The following is a 15,657-nucleotide window of genomic DNA, read 5'->3' on the forward strand; positions in this document are numbered from 1 at the left end:
AGCTCTTAATGGGGAGTTGAAGGGGCGATGCCGTGTCGACATCGCCCCCTCGCTTCAGCCGCCGACGGCTTCGTTGGCGGCAATGGCTGCCATGTTCACGATGCCGCGGCTGGTGACCGACGGCGCCAGAATGTGTGCCGGCGCCTGTGTCCCCATGAGAATGGGGCCAACGGCCAGAGCGTTATTCATTTCCTTAAGCAGGGTCATGGAGAGGTTGGCGGCATCTAGATCGGGGAAAATCAGCAGATTCGCCTCCCCTTTTAGAACCGTTTCGGGGATGTAACGCTCGCGTAACCCTTCGTTGAGCGCCAGGTCACCCTGCATCTCGCCCTCCACGATCAGGTCTGGCGCGATGGCCTTGAGCTTGGTGTAGGCCTCGCGCATCTTGAAGGCGCTCTCGCCGTCGCGCGAACCAAAGTTCGAATAGCTCAAGAGGGCAACGCGAGCCTCGATGTTGAAACGCTTCAGGTGATTGCGTGCCTGCAGGGCGATGCCTACGATTTCGTCGGCGCTCGGGTTCATGTTGACATAGGTATCCGCGAGGAAGAACGCCCCGCGCGGCATGATCAGCATGGACATTGCCGAAACGTCCTGAACCCCGTCCTGCAGTCCGATGACCGACCGGATGTCGCGCACATGCTTGATATATCGGCCCTGGAGACCACAGATCAAACCATCGGCTTCCCCACGCTTCACGGCCAGTGCTGCGATCGTTGTCGTATTGGTGCGCACGATGGTCCGTGCGGTGTCGGGCGTCACGCCGTCGCGACCGACAAGGGAGTGGAACAGAGCCACGTAGTCGCGATAGCGCGGGTCGTCCTCGGGGTTGATGACCTCGAAGTCGACGTGCGGGCGGATGCTAAGTCCGAAGCGCTCCAGCCGCGCCTCGATCACGGCGGGCCGGCCAATCAGGATTGGCCTGGCGATTCGCTCTTCCAGCAGCACCTGGGCCGCCCGCAGCACCCGCTCATCCTCACCATCTGCGAAGGCAATGCGCTTACCCTGCCCCTGGGCCTTGTCGATGATCGGCTTCATCACGAGGCCGGAGCGGAAGACGAACCGGTTGAGGGTGTCGTAATAGGCGTCCCAATCCTCGATCGGGCGCTTGGCCACACCCGAGTCGATCGCGGCGCGAGCAACTGCGGGAGCGATGCGCAGGATCAGCCGCTGGTCGAACGGATTGGGAATGATGTGTTCCGGGCCATACACAGCCGGCGCGCCCGAGGGTGACACTTCCAGGCCCGGTTCATGCGCCAGTTTGGCGATAGCCCGCACGGCGGCAAGTTTCATTTCCTCGTTGATCGTCGTGGCATGCACGTCAAGGGCGCCGCGGAAGATAAAGGGGAAGCAGAGGACGTTGTTGACCTGGTTGGGGTAGTCCGACCGGCCGGTGCAAACCATGGCGTCCGGCCGCACCTCCTTCGCCACTTCCGGCATGATCTCGGGGTTGGGATTGGCGAGCGCCAGGATCAGCGGCTTGGCCGCCATCTTTGCAAGCATCTCCGGTTTAAGCGCCCCGGCTGCCGACAGACCGAGGAAAATGTCGGCGCCATCGATGACCTCGGCAAGCGTTGTCGCTTCGCTCTCGCGACGGAATTGGCCGCGCCACTTGTCGTTGACGTCGTTCCGCTTGTGAGTGACGAGACCATCCTTATCGGCCACCCAGATGTTTTCGTACCGCGCGCCCAGGGCAACAAGCACGTTGAGACAGGCAATGGCCGCTGCCCCTGCCCCGGACGTGCAGATTTTCACCTCGTCGATCTTCTTGCCCGACAGTTCAAGGCCGTTCAGCACGGCGGCGCCAACGATGATCGCAGTGCCATGCTGGTCGTCATGGAAGACCGGTATCGGCATGCGCTCGCGCAGCGCTTCCTCGATCTCGAAGCAGTCGGGGGCGCGAATGTCTTCGAGGTTGATGCCGCCGAAAGTGGGCCAAAGTGGCGCGACCGACTCGATGAATTTTCGCGGATCGACCTCGTCGATCTCGAGGTCGAAGACGTCGATGCCGGCGAACTTCTTGAACAGAACCGCCTTGCCTTCCATGACAGGCTTGGAGGCTAGTGCGCCGATGTTGCCCAGCCCTAAGACGGCGGTGCCGTTCGAGATCACCGCCACGAGGTTTTGCCGGGATGTGTACCGCGCCACCGCCTCGGGTGTTTCTGCGATTTCCTCACAGGGTGCCGCTACGCCGGGCGAATAGGCGAGCGCCAGGTCGCGCTGGTTGCCGAGTGGCTTGAGCGGCTGAATTTCCAGCTTGCCGGGCTTCGGGAACTCGTGGAAATGCAGCGCCGCCTGGCGAAGGATCTGGCGCTGTTCATTGGGATCGTTGGACACACTCATGCTCCCGGCAGCAAACTTGGTCGCGTTGGTGCCATCAATCGCACCGCTTGAAAAGGGGCGACGCCTTCAGGAGGAGGCCGAGTTGAGCGTTCAGGCTGCGGAAGCAAGCCTCTCGCCTCTCGGCGCCGGACCCGACGCTGCCAGACGCAGGGCGTGCGCGAGATCCTTGAAGGCAGCGGCACGAAGCGCCGGGGCAAAGATATAACCCTGTGCCTGCACGACCCCGCGCGACCGCAGGTAGATTGCCTGGTCCTCGGTTTCGACGCCTTCTGCCACGATTTCACAATCCAGGTCTTTCGCCATTGCGATCAACCCATCCAGCACCGGCACCTGCGTTACGCCGGGTTTGATCATGTCCACGAAGATACGGTCGATCTTGATAATATCGACGCCAAGGGTGGCAATGTAGGCCAGGTTGCTGTGGCCCGTGCCGGCGTCGTCCATCGCCAATTTTGCACCCAGCGCATGGAGGCCCGCAATAACACCGGTGGTCGCCATGGCGTTGAGCGGGCGCCGCTCGGTGATCTCGAACACAAGTTGCCGATAGGCAACCGGTCCGTTACCGAATATGGCCTGTACGTCCTCAACGATACCACCGTCCCTGAAGTGGCCCTCGAAGAGGTTGATCGACACCTTCAACGCCGGCATCAATTGACAGAGCTCGCCCAAATCGTTGCGAACCTGCTGCATTAGCGAGAGGGTCATCGGAATGGCTAGGCCAGTGGCTTCCGCGTAATCGATGAATGCCCCAGGTGGAACAACGGTGCCATTGCGCTTTTCCCAGCGGCAGAGCACCTCGCACCCCATGAGTTCGCCGGTCCGCAGATTGATCACTGGCTGATAATACGGCTTTATCTCGTTGCGCCCGATCGCCCTCTCGAGGTCAAACGCAGGCACCCTCGAGCGTCGCACGTAACTCAAGCTGAACAGCAAAAATGAAGCGCTGGCAACGCAAGCAATGACCGTAAATACCGCGTCGAGATCGGCATAGCCGGCCCTGGTCACGGCGAAGGGGATTGCGTACTCCACCTTGATCGGGAATTGCCCCGCGAAGCCTTGCGCGCTGATCAAATCTTCCCCGTGCGGGCGAATTTCCAAAGCGTCGACATCCCCTGCGGCGAGAATGGATAACCCGTTGGTCAGTGCGACCTTGAGGGCTGCTCCGTCCGGCAGGGTTTTTGCGATAGCAGTTCGGCTCTGCTGCAAGACAGGCAGGATCACGGAAAGGCGCCGCGACTCGCTGAACTTCTGGGTGATCTTGAGAGCAGGCATCGCCATGTCAGAAAACTTGGCGAGTGTGATCGTTTCGGTCAGCCCCGGAACCGGCAGTTCGGCCGCCAGCGGAGAGAGCGCGACCGTCCGCCCATAGGCATCGCAGTATTGAACGCCCTCGCTGTTCTCAACCAGGAATTGCTTGAGGCTGAGGCTTGATTCAATGGCCGCTTGCGCATTTGTGACAAAGGTGGGTGTGCAGAGCGATGGGCTGGCTTCGATCACTTTCCGAAGGGCCGCAACGCCACCCGTCGCGCCAACATCGATCGTCGAGGCAATGGCGTCCACATACTCCTGCGCCGTCGCCTTTTCGCGGTAGCGCACATAGGCGTCAAGCGCGTAGTCCACGGCCACGATCGGAGCGAACGCCAGAATGGCGCCGATCAGCATGAGGACATGGGAAAAGCTGGACTTCACGCCGGGAGACTCGCCTGCGGTCTGGATAGACCACTTGGATACCAAGCCAGCCTTTAAAGCGGCATTAACCGACTTTCCGGTCCAACGAAAAGGCGGCCTCCGGAGAGGCCGCCTCAGAAATCTGGAAGCGTGTTGAAAAGAGTCAGGTCTGCGGGTTGAGACGGATGCTGAGTTCGCGCAACTGCTTGGGCGAGGCCGCACTAGGGGCACCCATCAGAAGATCTTCCGCCTGCTGATTCATCGGGAAGGCTGTGATCTCGCGCAGGTTCTGCACGCCGCACAGCAGCATCACTATACGGTCTATCCCGAAGGCGGCGCCGCCATGCGGAGGCGCGCCATACTGGAACGCCCGATAGAGGCCGCCGAACTGCTCTTCGACTTCCGCACGCGATTTCCCGGTCAGTTCGAACGCTTTGACCATCGTCTCCGGTTCCTGGTTACGGATCGAACCAGAAGCGATCTCGAAGCCATTGCACACCGCGTCGTACTGGTAGGCCTTAAGTGACAGCGGATCGTCCGAGTTGAGCGCTTCAAGCCCGCCCTGCGGCATCGAGAAGGGATTGTGGGCAAAATCGATGCGCTTCTCTTCCTCGCTCCACTCATAGAAGGGAAAATCGACGATCCAGCATAGGGCGAACTGCTCGGTATCGACCACGCCCAGGTCAGTGCCAACCTTGGTCCGCGCCTCGCCTGCAAACTTGTAAAACTTCTCCGGCCGACCAGCGACGAAGAAGACCGCATCGCCATCGTCCAGCCCGAGCTGGGAGCGAATAGCGGCGGTGCGCTCTTCGCCTATGTTCTTGGCAATGGGACCCGAGCCCTGCCCTTCCTTGAAGAAGATGTAGCCGAGGCCGGGCTGCCCTTCGCCTTGGGCCCAAGCGTTCATGCGATCGCAGAACGCTCGACCGATCGGTTCAGCACCAGCCTTGTTCTTGGCTGGAATGGCCCAGACTTCGACCTTGGGGTCGGTTTCGATCTGGTTCGCAAAGACCTTGAACCCGGAACCACGGAAATGATCCGTCACGCCCTCGATCTCGATCGGGTTGCGCAGGTCCGGCTTGTCGGAGCCGTACTTGCGGATCGCCGTGTCGTAGGGGATACGCGGCCAGCCTTTGGTAACGCGCTTGTTGCCGGCGAACTTCTCAAAGACGCCCGTGATCACTGGCTCCACCGTGTTCCAGACGTCTTCTTGCGTTACGAAGCTCATCTCGAGATCGAGCTGGTAGAACTCGCCCGGAAGCCGGTCGGCACGGGGGTCCTCGTCGCGGAAGCAGGGGGCGACCTGGAAGTAGCGATCGAAACCGGCCACCATCAGGAGTTGCTTGTACTGTTGCGGCGCCTGCGGCAGGGCGAAAAACTTGCCTGGGTGGATGCGGCTGGGCACGAGGAAGTCCCGCGCGCCTTCCGGCGACGACGCCGTCAGGATCGGTGTCGAGAATTCTGTAAATCCAGCTTCGGTCATGCCGGCGCGCATCGAGGCTATGATTTGTGTCCGCTTCACGATGTTGGCGTGCAATTTCTCGCGGCGCAGGTCGAGGAAGCGGTAACGCAGGCGGACATCTTCCGGATATTCCTGATCACCAAATACCGGCATTGGTAGTTCGCGCGCGGCAGACAGAACCTCGATGTCGCGAATGAACACCTCGATCTCGCCAGTTGCGATGTTCGGGTTCACTGCTGCCGGATCGCGACGCTTGACTTCGCCATCGATCCGCACGACCCATTCCGCGCGCACCTTCTCTACGGCAGCAAAGGCCGCAGAGTCGGGGTCCACGACGCACTGGGTCATGCCATAGTGGTCGCGCAGATCGATGAAGAGCAGCCCGCCGTGATCGCGGACACGGTGCACCCAACCGCTCAGGCGTACGGTATTCCCAGCATCGGCCGCCGTCAGGGCGCCACAGGTGTGGGTGCGGTAGCGATGTGTGGTCATGTCGATACTCGAAATGCTATGAAAAGGCCGGATTCTCGGGCGGGAAAAGCGCATGGCGTTCCGCTGTTGTCAAGCGTCGGCCAAGCCCGCCCCGGGTACTGGCAAATCGACGGTGGAGCACGGCGACGTCTCCTGCTAGGAAGAATATCGACGATATTGAGACGGTAGACGGATGGACGTCATAGTTTCCACAAATGCGCTCGCCGAATTCTGCGCGCGCGCAGCCCAATACGAGTTCGTTACGGTCGATACCGAGTTTCTTCGAGAGACTACCTATTGGCCCCGTCTATGCCTGATCCAGGTGGCGACGGACGACGAGGCGGTTCTCATCGATCCGCTGGCGCCAGACATCCGGCTCACCCCTTTCTTCGAGCTTCTCGCCGATGAGAAGGTGACGAAGGTGTTCCATGCGGCCCGGCAGGACATCGAAATCTTCGTCAAGCTTGCCGGCACGGTCCCAACCAACATCTTCGACACCCAAGTCGCGGCGAGCGTCTGCGGCTTCGGCGATAGCGTCTCTTATGACAACCTCGTCCGTGCTATCTGCAAGGTCGAACTCGACAAGTCCTCTCGCTTCACTGATTGGTCCGCACGTCCTCTGTCGGAAAAGCAGAGGACCTACGCGCTCGCCGATGTCACCTATCTGCGCGACATCTATCGGGAACTGCGCGAGCAGGTGAAGGCGACGAAGCGATCGGCATGGGTGGAAGACGAATTATCCACGCTGCGCAGCATCGACACCTACGTGATTCAGCCGGAGCAGGCGTGGCAGCGCCTCAAGATGCGCTTCAACCGTTCCAGAGATTTGGCGGCTCTCAAGGTCTTGGCCGCCTGGAGGGAGCGTCGGGCGCAGGAAACCGACCAGCCGCGCAGCCGCATCCTCAAGGATGACGTGCTTGCCGATCTCGCGGTCCAGCGTCCGCAGTCGGCGGAAGCCTTCGAGAAATTGCGCACGGTGCCGAGAGGCTTTGGGCGAAGCGCTGCCGCAGGCGAAATCATCGCCCTGATGAAGGACATAGAGGCGCTTCCCAAGGCCGCCCTCCCGTCCCTGCCCGACCGTCACCGAGGCCCGTCTCCGAAGGGAGCGGTCGGCGATCTGATCCGCGTCCTGCTCAAGGCTGTGGCGGAGCAACATGGTGTTGCGGCACGCATCATCGCCACCTCGGACGAGATCGATGCGCTAGTGCTCGATGACGAGGCCGACGTCCCCGCGCTCAAGGGCTGGCGGCGCAAGCTTTTCGGGGACAAGGCGCTTGCCATAAAGCATGGGCGGATCGGCCTCGTGGCCACTCGCAAGGGCATCATCGAGTTTGCGGTGAACCCGGCAGAGGCCGCTGAGTAGATTACCCGACGACGACCTTTGCGCCCTTGTGACCCGCAACATCGGCGAACTGGCTCATCCTGTTCCGCAGGTGGTCTGCGTCCAGGAACGCATAGTCAGCGGGAAGATGCAGCACGAGCGTTGAATCCTGCACCTCGAAATGGATCCGAGGCAGTATGCCGGGCATGGCCGCTGTTATCGGGTAAGCCACCCGCATAAGCGTTCCAAGCAGCTTGGCCCGATCCGACTGCGCCTTTGACGAAAGACGTGTCAGCGATCGGCCCGACTTGGTTTTTAGGCCCTCGTATCGAATGGCGATGGTGTGGGCCAGAAACGCTCGCCCCGGATGGTCAACTCCTGTCAGTGAGCCATAGGCGACAGCGTCAACGCTTTGGGGCGCACGATAGTCAGGGTGCGATCGCCAGCCAATATCGGCGAGGAGGCAGGCTACGGTACGCAGCCGCGCTTCGTCATTGCTCTCGGTGATCCCGGCCGCTGAGAGGTACTTGCCGGTGAATTCCACCAGATCATTTCCATGCGCCGGGGAGCGGGAGCGGAGGATGGAAAGCTCTTCGGCCCCTTGGATAAGGGGATCGATGCTCATCTCTGCAGGGTCGAGCATGCCGAAGAGGTAGCCCTCACGGACGCCCAAAGCGGAGAAAATGACAGCCTCGAACCGGCCAGCCTTCAAGATTTCTGACAGCACAGCCGCGCCGAACGGCACCAGGTCGCGCCGGGAACTGCTGACGCCTGCAGAACCCGGATAGGTCTTAAGCGATCCTGCAGCGACGATTGTGTCACAGACTTCGATCATGGTGCCGGCCTTGACCGAATAGTCCTGAACCATGTGCAGCGGGTAGTCGACAAGACCCTGGTGCAACTTGGCCAGGGAACGCCAGGTCCCACCGATCGCTGCGAATGTCTGTCCCGGTTCGACAGTCTGAAGAAGCGAGGCCGCCAGACGCTTACGGACGATCTGGGCGGCCTGACGCGGATCGCCATCGGCATCGTCCTGCAGGCGGATCACGCCGAGTTCGAACGAAACGCCGCTCGTGTCGATGCCCCTGTCGACGTGGGAGAGTTCAAGGCTACCGCCACCCAGGTCGCCTGCCAGTCCGACAAAACCCGGAATACCCGCGACCACGCCCAATGACGCAAAATGGGCTTCCTCTTCTCCAGAGAGAACGTGAACCGGGACTTCCATGAGGTTTTCGACGGACGCCACGAACTCCTCGCGATTGGACGCGTCGCGAACCGCAGAGGTGGCCAGGATATACACCTTGCCGACGCGCATCATGCGCGCGACAAGCGCGAAGCGCTTTATCGCGTCGAGCGCCTTGGCGACGTTGGCCTCAGCGAGCTTGCCGCTTTGCGCGATCCCCCGCCCCAGCGCACACGCCGATTTCTCGTTGTAGAGCTGAGTCAGGGCCCGCGCGTGGCGTTCGTACACCACGAGGCGCACCGAATTGGAGCCAATGTCGAGTACGGCCACGGGCTGGGCACCCTTGATGCGGCCCTGTGCAGTCGGGTCGGCGTCAACGCCCCAGAATTGTGTCAAGCTCAAGCCTCGTCGCTATCGCCCATGCCCGCGCTGCCGCGACCTGAGAGAGAAGGGTTGGTCATGAAATAGTCGTGAGCGTTGAAGGGTTCCTGCCCTTCTTCAAGACGGATGCGGTGTGAGCTGCCATCGGGCAGCACTTCCCAACTCTGCTGGTTGTCCTTGAGATAGGCAACCAAGATCCGGTCGAGGATCTGCTTATGGACAGTATTGTTCAGGATCGGGACCATAACCTCCACCCGGCCATCCAGGTTTCGACCCATGATGTCGGCTGAGGAAATATACACTTTGGCGCGCGGGGATGGCATCGCCTCGCCATTGCCGAAGCAATAAATGCGGCTGTGCTCGAGGAAGCGGCCGACAACCGATTTGACGCGGATGTTGTCTGAGAATCCGGGGATGCCCGGCCGCAAGCAGCAGATTCCGCGCACAATGAGGTCCACCTTCACGCCCGCCTGGCTCGCGTCATAAAGGGCGTCGATGACCTCGGGATCGACCAGCGAATTCATCTTGAGAAGGATCGCCGCCGGCTGGCCGCTTCGCGCCATTTCCATTTCGCGGGCAATATTGTCCAAGAGGGTCTGGCGCAAATTGACCGGGGAGACGGCGATGGTTTCCAGCTCCGTGGGACGGGCGTAGCCGGTGATGAAGTTGAATACGCGCGCCACATCGCGCGTGATAGCCGGGTCAATGGTGAAATAGCTGAGGTCGGTATAGATTTTGGCGGTGATCGGGTGGTAGTTGCCGGTGCCGATATGGCAATAGCTCACCAGCTTCCCCTTCTCCCGCCGAACGACCTGGCTCAGCTTGGCGTGCGTCTTGAGTTCAATGAACCCAAACACAACCTGCGCCCCTGCCCGCTCGAGATCGCGGGCCCAGCGGATATTGGCTTCCTCGTCAAAGCGAGCCTTGAGCTCCACCAGGCAGGTCACGGACTTGCCCGCCTCGGCCGCCATGATCAGCGCCTTGACGATCGGGCTGTCTGACGACGTTCGGTACAGTGTCTGCTTGATGGCCACCACGTCGGGGTCGCGCGCCGCTTGCATGAGGAACTGGGCAACCACGTCGAAGCTCTCGAAGGGGTGGTGGACCAGGATGTCCTTGGCGCGAATGGCTGCGAAGCTATCACCGTTGTAGTCCCGGATACGCTCGGGGAAGCGCGCGTGGTAGGGTTGGAACTTGAGGTCCGGGCGATCGACATCGCAGATCTTGCGCGCGTCGGACAGGCCCAGGAAGCCATGTACCTCAAAGACGTCGGCTTCCTTGATACCGAGCTGCTCGCCGATCTGGCGCTTGAGGGCGCGCGGCATGGACCGCTCGAATTCGAGCCGGATGACCTGCCCGCGGCGCCGCTGGCGGAGTGCCGACTCGAACTCCACCACAAGGTCCGCGGCCTCGTCGTCGATTTCGATTTCGCTGTCGCGGATGATGCGGAAAGCACCTGACCCGACCACTTCGTGGCCCGGGAACATCTTGTGGAAGAAGAGCTTGACCAACGTGTCGATGCTCACAACTTCAGTGCGCCCTTCCGAGACCAGGCCCGTGGGCAGGTTGATGAAGCGATCCAGATTGCCGGGGATGCGGACCAGCGCGGTCAGCGGCTGGTCGCTGTCCGGCCGGCGCAGTTCAAAAGCAAGCGCCAGCCCCAGATTGGGGATGAAGGGAAATGGATGCGCCGGATCAACCGCGATGGGCGTCAGAACCGGAAATATCTCTTCGCGGAACAGCTTTTGCAGGAACGCCACCTGATCCGTTGTCAGGTCGTCCGCCTCGTGTATCACCACATTCTGCGCAAAGAGCTCCTCACGCAGGTGCTGCCAGTGGTCCTGCTGCTCGAGTTGCAGATGCTGCGCCAGCGTGGCGATTTCCTGCAACTGTTCCGTCGGGGAAAGCCCGTCTGCGCTTTGCTTGGCCAGTCCCGCACGCAGCTGACCTTTCAGCCCCGCCACGCGCACCATGTAGAACTCATCGAGGTTGTTGGCCGAAATGGATACAAACCGTAGTCGCTCAAGCAGCGGGTGGTTCGGATTGCCTGCCTCTTCGAGCACCCGCATGTTGAACTGCAGCCAGCTGACTTCCCGATTGACAAAACGGGCCGGACTCTGGCGCAGCGCCTCGGCATCCGGGCCCGTTGCCTCGGCTTCGGCAATTTCGCTCATGTCATTCATCGCTCGGCATGTCCCAATCCTGGTGCAGTTCCTCGCCCGACGCCGCCCGGCGCTGTGACAGCGCCTCGGCAGCGACGGCCCGCGTGATGGCCGTACGACGTGCCAACGCCAGCCGATCCATCAGCTCGACAAGCGCAGCGACTTCTTCCGGACTGCGCTCCATCCGCGGCACGACATAGCCTATCACCTTGGGATCGACTTGCACCTGTCGATCGCCAAAGAGTTTCACGAACATCTGTGACAGTTCAATGTCGTCCGTCACCTCCAGTCGGAAGACCGGGGCACGCCTGAACCTCGAGCGAACATCTGCCGTCTTGATCGGCCAGTTCGCCACTTCGTCGCGCGCCGTAAAAAGCAGGGTCCGCTGCCCGCGCAAGGCCTGGTTGAGCAGATGGAACAGCTCGTGCTCCTCGTATCCTGCCCGGTCCACGTCTTCGACCACGACAGCTCCACGTCCTTCGGAGCCACCGATGTCCCGAAGTGTCTGCGAGGTTGCCACTTCGGCTTGGCTACGAAGAGCAAAAATCCGCGCAAGATGCGATTTGCCGGAAGCGGCCGGCCCAAGCAGTACCGTCACCCCGTCCGGCCAGTGCGGCCAGGCGAGAATCCGGGCGTGGGCCAGGGCGTTGCCGGTGCCGACCAAAAAGTCATCCTCGGCATGCGAAGGTTCGTGAACGAGGTCCAGCGGCAACTGCCGCGGCAGGTTATCGGGGGGACACATCGCGATCGGGCCCACTCCGCACCGTCCCAAGGTAAAGCGGGCTCTCCTTGTACTTGCGCACGCCATAGCGCACGAGCACCGAGGCGATGGCGGCCATGGGCACGGCGAGCAACAGCCCCACGAATCCGAATACGGCGCCGAGGGCGAGCAGCGCGAACATCATCCAGACCGGATTGATATTGATCGAAGAGCCCACGAGCTTGGGATAGAGGATATTGCCCTCGATGAATTGCCAGAAGAGAAAGATGCCTGCCACCAGCGCAACCATCCAGCCGTTGGGCCAGAATTGCACGATCGCGATACCCATCGACAGTCCGAAGCCGAATACAGCTCCCACAAAGGGGATGAAGCTCAGAAACCCCGCGAGTAGACCGATGACCAGTCCGAAGTTGAGACCGACCAGGCTCAGGGCGGTGGCGTAGAAGGCGGCATCGAGCAGCAGCACGCTGCCCTGCCCGCGAATGACGCCAGCCATGGAGTTGTCGATGTCTTGAAGGATAGTCTTGATCTCGCCCTTGTGCCGCTTGGGCAGCAGGCTATCGACGCCCCGGACCATACCCTCCCAATCGACCAGCATGTAGAAGGCGATCACGGGGGCGAGCAAGGTGAAGCCCAGCACCGATGCGCCGGTTAGCCCGATGTTCACGAGCTCACCCGGCAATGTTGCTATGAACCCAAGAGCTTGCCGGGCGAGATCGTTGAGCGTCGTCTGCAACTGCGCCGCCCGCTCAGGCCCCAGCCAATCGTTGACCTCGGGCGACCATTCGGTCACCAACTTCTGCAGGTCGGCCACATAGCGTGGCAGGCGCTGGATCAGCCCTACGATCTGCTGCCCGACCAACGGAACAAACATGAAGAATACGCTGATCACGATCGTGAGGACGCAGATCAGAACCACGACAGTCGCCCATGTGCGGCTGAAGTGCCACTTCTGAAGTTGGTTGACGAGCGGATTGAGCAGATAGGCAAGCGCGATGCCGACGACGAACGGCAGCAGGATCCCGCGGAATATCCAGAGAATTAGGATCAACGCGACCAGCAGGCCGATCCAGACGAGCACTTGGTTTCTCAGCGTCATGACGTCGGGCAGCCCTTGCGCACGGGTACTTGAAAAGCTATCAGGCCGTCTAACGGCAGCCACCGAAAAATTCAACCAGACCGGTTCGCGATCAGCGCTTAGCGCACGCAATCCCCAGCATGGCGAGAAGGCTCATGTCCGACGCGGAAAACCTGCCATCAAACGCCCTGTCCTACAAGCGGGCCGGTGTCGATATCGATGCCGGCAATGCGCTTGTCGAGGCCATCAAGCCGGCGGTTCGGTCCACGCGCCGGCCCGGAGCTGATGGTGAAATCGGTGGATTTGGTGGGCTTTTCGATCTCAAGGCGGCGGGCTTCGTCGATCCGGTTCTCGTCGCGGCAAACGATGGCGTCGGCACCAAGCTCAAGATCGCGATCGACACGGGCCGCCACGACACAATCGGCCAGGATCTGGTGGCCATGTGCGTCAACGACCTGGTCGTCCAGGGCGCGGAGCCGTTGTTTTTTCTCGATTACTTCGCCACGGGCAAACTTGACGTGGCACAAGGCCAAGCCATTGTCGAAGGCATCGCCCACGGATGCCGCCTTGCCGGCTGTGCCTTGATCGGCGGCGAAACGGCCGAAATGCCAGGCATGTACCGGGATGGCGACTACGATCTCGCCGGGTTTGCGGTTGGCGCTGCGGAACGGAACGCGCTTCTGCCCCGTCCGGACATTGCCGCCGGCGACATGTTGGTCGCCCTCGCCTCTTCGGGCATTCACTCAAATGGCTATTCACTGGTCCGGAAGATCGTCGAATTGTCCGGCCTCCCGTGGGACGCCCCTGCCCCGTTTGCGCTCGGTTCGACCCTCGCAGAGGCCCTGCTCACGCCGACCCGCATCTACGTGAAGTCGATCCTCACCGCGCTCGATGCCGGCCTCTCGGTGAAGGCGCTGGCCCATATCACCGGCGGCGGTTTCATCGACAACATTCCGCGTGTCCTCCCCAAGCATCTGGCGGCCGACATCGATCTGGCAGCCGTGCAGACGCCCGGCGTCTTTGGCTGGCTCGCGAAAGTCGGCGGCATGGATCAGCGCGAAATGCTGCGCACATTCAACTGTGGCGTAGGGATGCTGATCGCTGTCGGTCCGCACGATGCGGACGCCTTGGTTGACCTTCTCAATCAGGCGGGAGAACAAGCCAGCATTGTCGGTACTCTTGTCGAGCGGACAGGCGAACAGGTGACGTTCCGGGGCACGCTGTCCCTGTGAGCCGCGCCAAGGTCGCAGTGCTCATTTCCGGCCGTGGCTCCAACATGGCCGCCTTGCTCGATGCGACAAAGGCTGCGGATTACCCGGCCGAAATCGTCGGCGTGCTGTCCAACAAGGCAGCGGCAGGCGGACTCGATATTGCAGCCTCCCACGGAATTGCCACTGCATCCCTTGCGCAGAGCAGGTTCCCAACCCGGGAAATGTTCGAAGACACCATGACTAAGGTTCTGGAAAGCTGGGAAGTGGATTTCATCTGCCTTGCGGGCTTTATGCGCATCCTGGGCGAAGACTTCGTCAACCGTTGGCGCGGCCGAATGATCAACATTCATCCCTCGCTGTTGCCGGCCTATCGCGGGCTCCATACCCATGAACGCGCCTTGGCCGATGGCGTGACGGAACACGGCTGCACAGTGCACTTCGTCACACCGGGTCTCGACGAAGGTCCCTCCATCCTGCAGGCGCGTGTTCCGGTTTTGCCCGGGGACACCCCCGAATCCCTTTCGGCGCGCGTTCTCGAACAGGAGCACCGGCTTTATCCCGAAGCGCTGCGCCTGCTTGCCTCAGGCCAAGTGGCTTTGGCGTAGGGCTTAGCGGCGATGAACGGCGCACGTTCCGTTTGATAGGCACAAGCCGGCTAGGCTCCCTTCCCTCCATCAGCGGCGTTGATGCCAGCCATCGTCAAAATCGGTTCGACGTCGTGTGCCACACGGCGTAGCTTGGCGCCCTTTTTAGAAGGGGCCCAACATGAATTTGCGCGACTGGTTCTGGATCATCTTGCTGGGCGCCATCTGGGGCTGCTCGTTCATCTTCAACGCCATTCTCATTCGCGAACTGGGACCGCTGTGGGTCACTACACTACGCGTCTCAATCGGCGCGCTGGGGTGCTGGGGCGTGCTTGTGGTCCTCCGGAAGCCTGTGCCCCGCGATCCCGGACTTTGGTTGAAGCTCGGCGGGCTCGGCATCGTTGCCTATGCCATTCCATTCGCGCTTTTCCCACTGGCACAATCCAGCCTCGCGAGCGGCGTGGCGGCGATCATCAACGCGTTGACGCCGATGACGACGGCGATCATTTCTCACTTCTGGATCGGCGGAGAACGTGCGGACCGCACCAAGTTCACTGGCGTGGCAATCGGCTTTGTGGGCGCTGCCATCCTTGTCTCTCCCGCTCTTTCCAGCGGTGGCGAATCTCACCTCTGGGCAGTGCTTGCCTGCCTTGGCGCCACTTTGTGCTATGCGCTCTCGCTTAACATCACCCGCAGCTTCAAGCATATCGAACCGACCGCGTTTGCGGCGATTGCGCTCACCGGTGCCGCCGTGGTTTCCGTGCCGGTGGCGCTCATTGTGGAAGGCGTGCCGCACGTCGCTCGTAGCGAGACATGGGGCGCGGCGCTGGCTATCGGCCTGTTGTCCACGGCCTTCACCTTCCAGGTCATGTATCGCATCCTGCCGCGAGTGGGCGCCACGAACTTCGCCACCACCACCTTCGTCGCACCGATCTCGGCTCTGGTGCTAGGGGTGCTGCTTCTCGGAGAAGCGGTCGCGCCGGTGCAGATCGTGGGGATGCTGGTGATCTTTTCCGGCCTCCTGTTCATCGACGGGCGCATCCGAATCCTCTGGCGGCGGCGCGCTGCGGCTTGA

Annotated in this window: 11 protein-coding genes; 4 read left to right on the top strand and 7 right to left on the bottom strand. The window is 61.4% G+C overall.

Annotated elements, in window-relative coordinates; translation table 11 throughout:
• Positions 1 to 54: 54 nt before the first annotated feature.
• The 3 genes from IC608_RS04135 to aspS all read right to left on the bottom strand — a co-directional run bounded on the left by IC608_RS04135 (position 55) and on the right by aspS (position 5,962).
• Positions 55 to 2,340: an NADP-dependent malic enzyme gene (locus tag IC608_RS04135; protein WP_191772866.1), complete on the bottom strand. Its 2,286-nt coding sequence runs from the start codon at positions 2,338 to 2,340 to the stop codon at positions 55 to 57.
• Positions 2,341 to 2,430: 90 nt separating this feature from the next.
• Entirely contained in the window at positions 2,431 to 4,002 is a 1,572-nt protein-coding gene (locus IC608_RS04140) for an EAL domain-containing protein (RefSeq protein WP_191772868.1), read from the bottom strand.
• Between the two features lie 169 nt (positions 4,003 to 4,171).
• Complete coding sequence (gene aspS, locus IC608_RS04145; RefSeq protein WP_191772870.1) at positions 4,172 to 5,962, bottom strand: aspartate--tRNA ligase; 1,791 nt, start codon at positions 5,960 to 5,962, stop codon at positions 4,172 to 4,174.
• A 172-nt stretch (positions 5,963 to 6,134) separates the two neighbouring features.
• On the opposite strand from aspS, the gene rnd reads away from it, so the two are divergent.
• Positions 6,135 to 7,304, top strand: a complete 1,170-nt coding sequence (gene rnd, locus IC608_RS04150) for a ribonuclease D (protein ID WP_191772871.1) — start codon at positions 6,135 to 6,137, stop codon at positions 7,302 to 7,304.
• A gap of 1 nt (position 7,305) precedes the next feature.
• Here rnd and IC608_RS04155 read toward each other — a convergent pair whose 3' ends face one another.
• From IC608_RS04155 to IC608_RS04170, 4 genes are read right to left on the bottom strand one after another with little or no spacing between them, the layout of a single operon-like run.
• A complete protein-coding gene (locus IC608_RS04155; protein WP_191772873.1) occupies positions 7,306 to 8,841 on the bottom strand; it encodes a Ppx/GppA phosphatase family protein in 1,536 nt (511 codons plus the stop codon).
• Between the two features lie 2 nt (positions 8,842 to 8,843).
• On the bottom strand, positions 8,844 to 11,009 hold the full coding sequence (locus IC608_RS04160; RefSeq protein WP_191772876.1) for an RNA degradosome polyphosphate kinase: 2,166 nt from the start codon (positions 11,007 to 11,009) through the stop codon (positions 8,844 to 8,846).
• Positions 11,002 to 11,730: a P-loop NTPase family protein gene (locus tag IC608_RS04165; protein ID WP_191772878.1), complete on the bottom strand. Its 729-nt coding sequence runs from the start codon at positions 11,728 to 11,730 to the stop codon at positions 11,002 to 11,004. Before IC608_RS04165 ends, IC608_RS04160 begins: the two co-directional genes overlap by 8 nt.
• A complete protein-coding gene (locus tag IC608_RS04170; protein WP_210316189.1) occupies positions 11,714 to 12,790 on the bottom strand; it encodes an AI-2E family transporter in 1,077 nt (358 codons plus the stop codon). Before IC608_RS04170 ends, IC608_RS04165 begins: the two co-directional genes overlap by 17 nt.
• Positions 12,791 to 12,942: 152 nt before the next feature.
• Between IC608_RS04170 and purM the strand changes: the two genes are divergently transcribed.
• The 3 genes from purM (at position 12,943) to IC608_RS04185 (ending at position 15,657) form a co-directional block, all read left to right on the top strand.
• Positions 12,943 to 14,019, top strand: a complete 1,077-nt coding sequence (purM, locus tag IC608_RS04175; RefSeq protein ID WP_191772882.1) for a phosphoribosylformylglycinamidine cyclo-ligase — start codon at positions 12,943 to 12,945, stop codon at positions 14,017 to 14,019.
• A complete protein-coding gene (gene purN / locus IC608_RS04180) occupies positions 14,016 to 14,603 on the top strand; it encodes a phosphoribosylglycinamide formyltransferase (RefSeq protein WP_191772884.1) in 588 nt (195 codons plus the stop codon). The genes purM and purN overlap by 4 nt, the downstream gene beginning before the upstream one ends.
• A gap of 160 nt (positions 14,604 to 14,763) precedes the next feature.
• Positions 14,764 to 15,657, top strand: a complete 894-nt coding sequence (locus IC608_RS04185) for a DMT family transporter (RefSeq protein WP_191772886.1) — start codon at positions 14,764 to 14,766, stop codon at positions 15,655 to 15,657.

The organism is Devosia oryzisoli (assembly GCF_014837245.1).
In the GTDB taxonomy this organism is placed as follows: Bacteria; Pseudomonadota; Alphaproteobacteria; order Rhizobiales; family Devosiaceae; genus Devosia; species Devosia oryzisoli.

Coding starts and splice junctions, on each gene's coding strand:
- IC608_RS04135 (WP_191772866.1), bottom strand. CDS start 2,340: ATGAGTGTGTCCAACGATCCCAATGAACAGCGCCAGATCCTTCGCCAG.
- IC608_RS04140 (WP_191772868.1), bottom strand. CDS start 4,002: ATGCTGATCGGCGCCATTCTGGCGTTCGCTCCGATCGTGGCCGTGGAC.
- aspS (WP_191772870.1), bottom strand. CDS start 5,962: ATGACCACACATCGCTACCGCACCCACACCTGTGGCGCCCTGACGGCG.
- rnd (WP_191772871.1), top strand. CDS start 6,135: ATGGACGTCATAGTTTCCACAAATGCGCTCGCCGAATTCTGCGCGCGC.
- IC608_RS04160 (WP_191772876.1), bottom strand. CDS start 11,009: ATGAATGACATGAGCGAAATTGCCGAAGCCGAGGCAACGGGCCCGGAT.
- IC608_RS04165 (WP_191772878.1), bottom strand. CDS start 11,730: ATGTGTCCCCCCGATAACCTGCCGCGGCAGTTGCCGCTGGACCTCGTT.
- purM (WP_191772882.1), top strand. CDS start 12,943: ATGTCCGACGCGGAAAACCTGCCATCAAACGCCCTGTCCTACAAGCGG.
- IC608_RS04185 (WP_191772886.1), top strand. CDS start 14,764: ATGAATTTGCGCGACTGGTTCTGGATCATCTTGCTGGGCGCCATCTGG.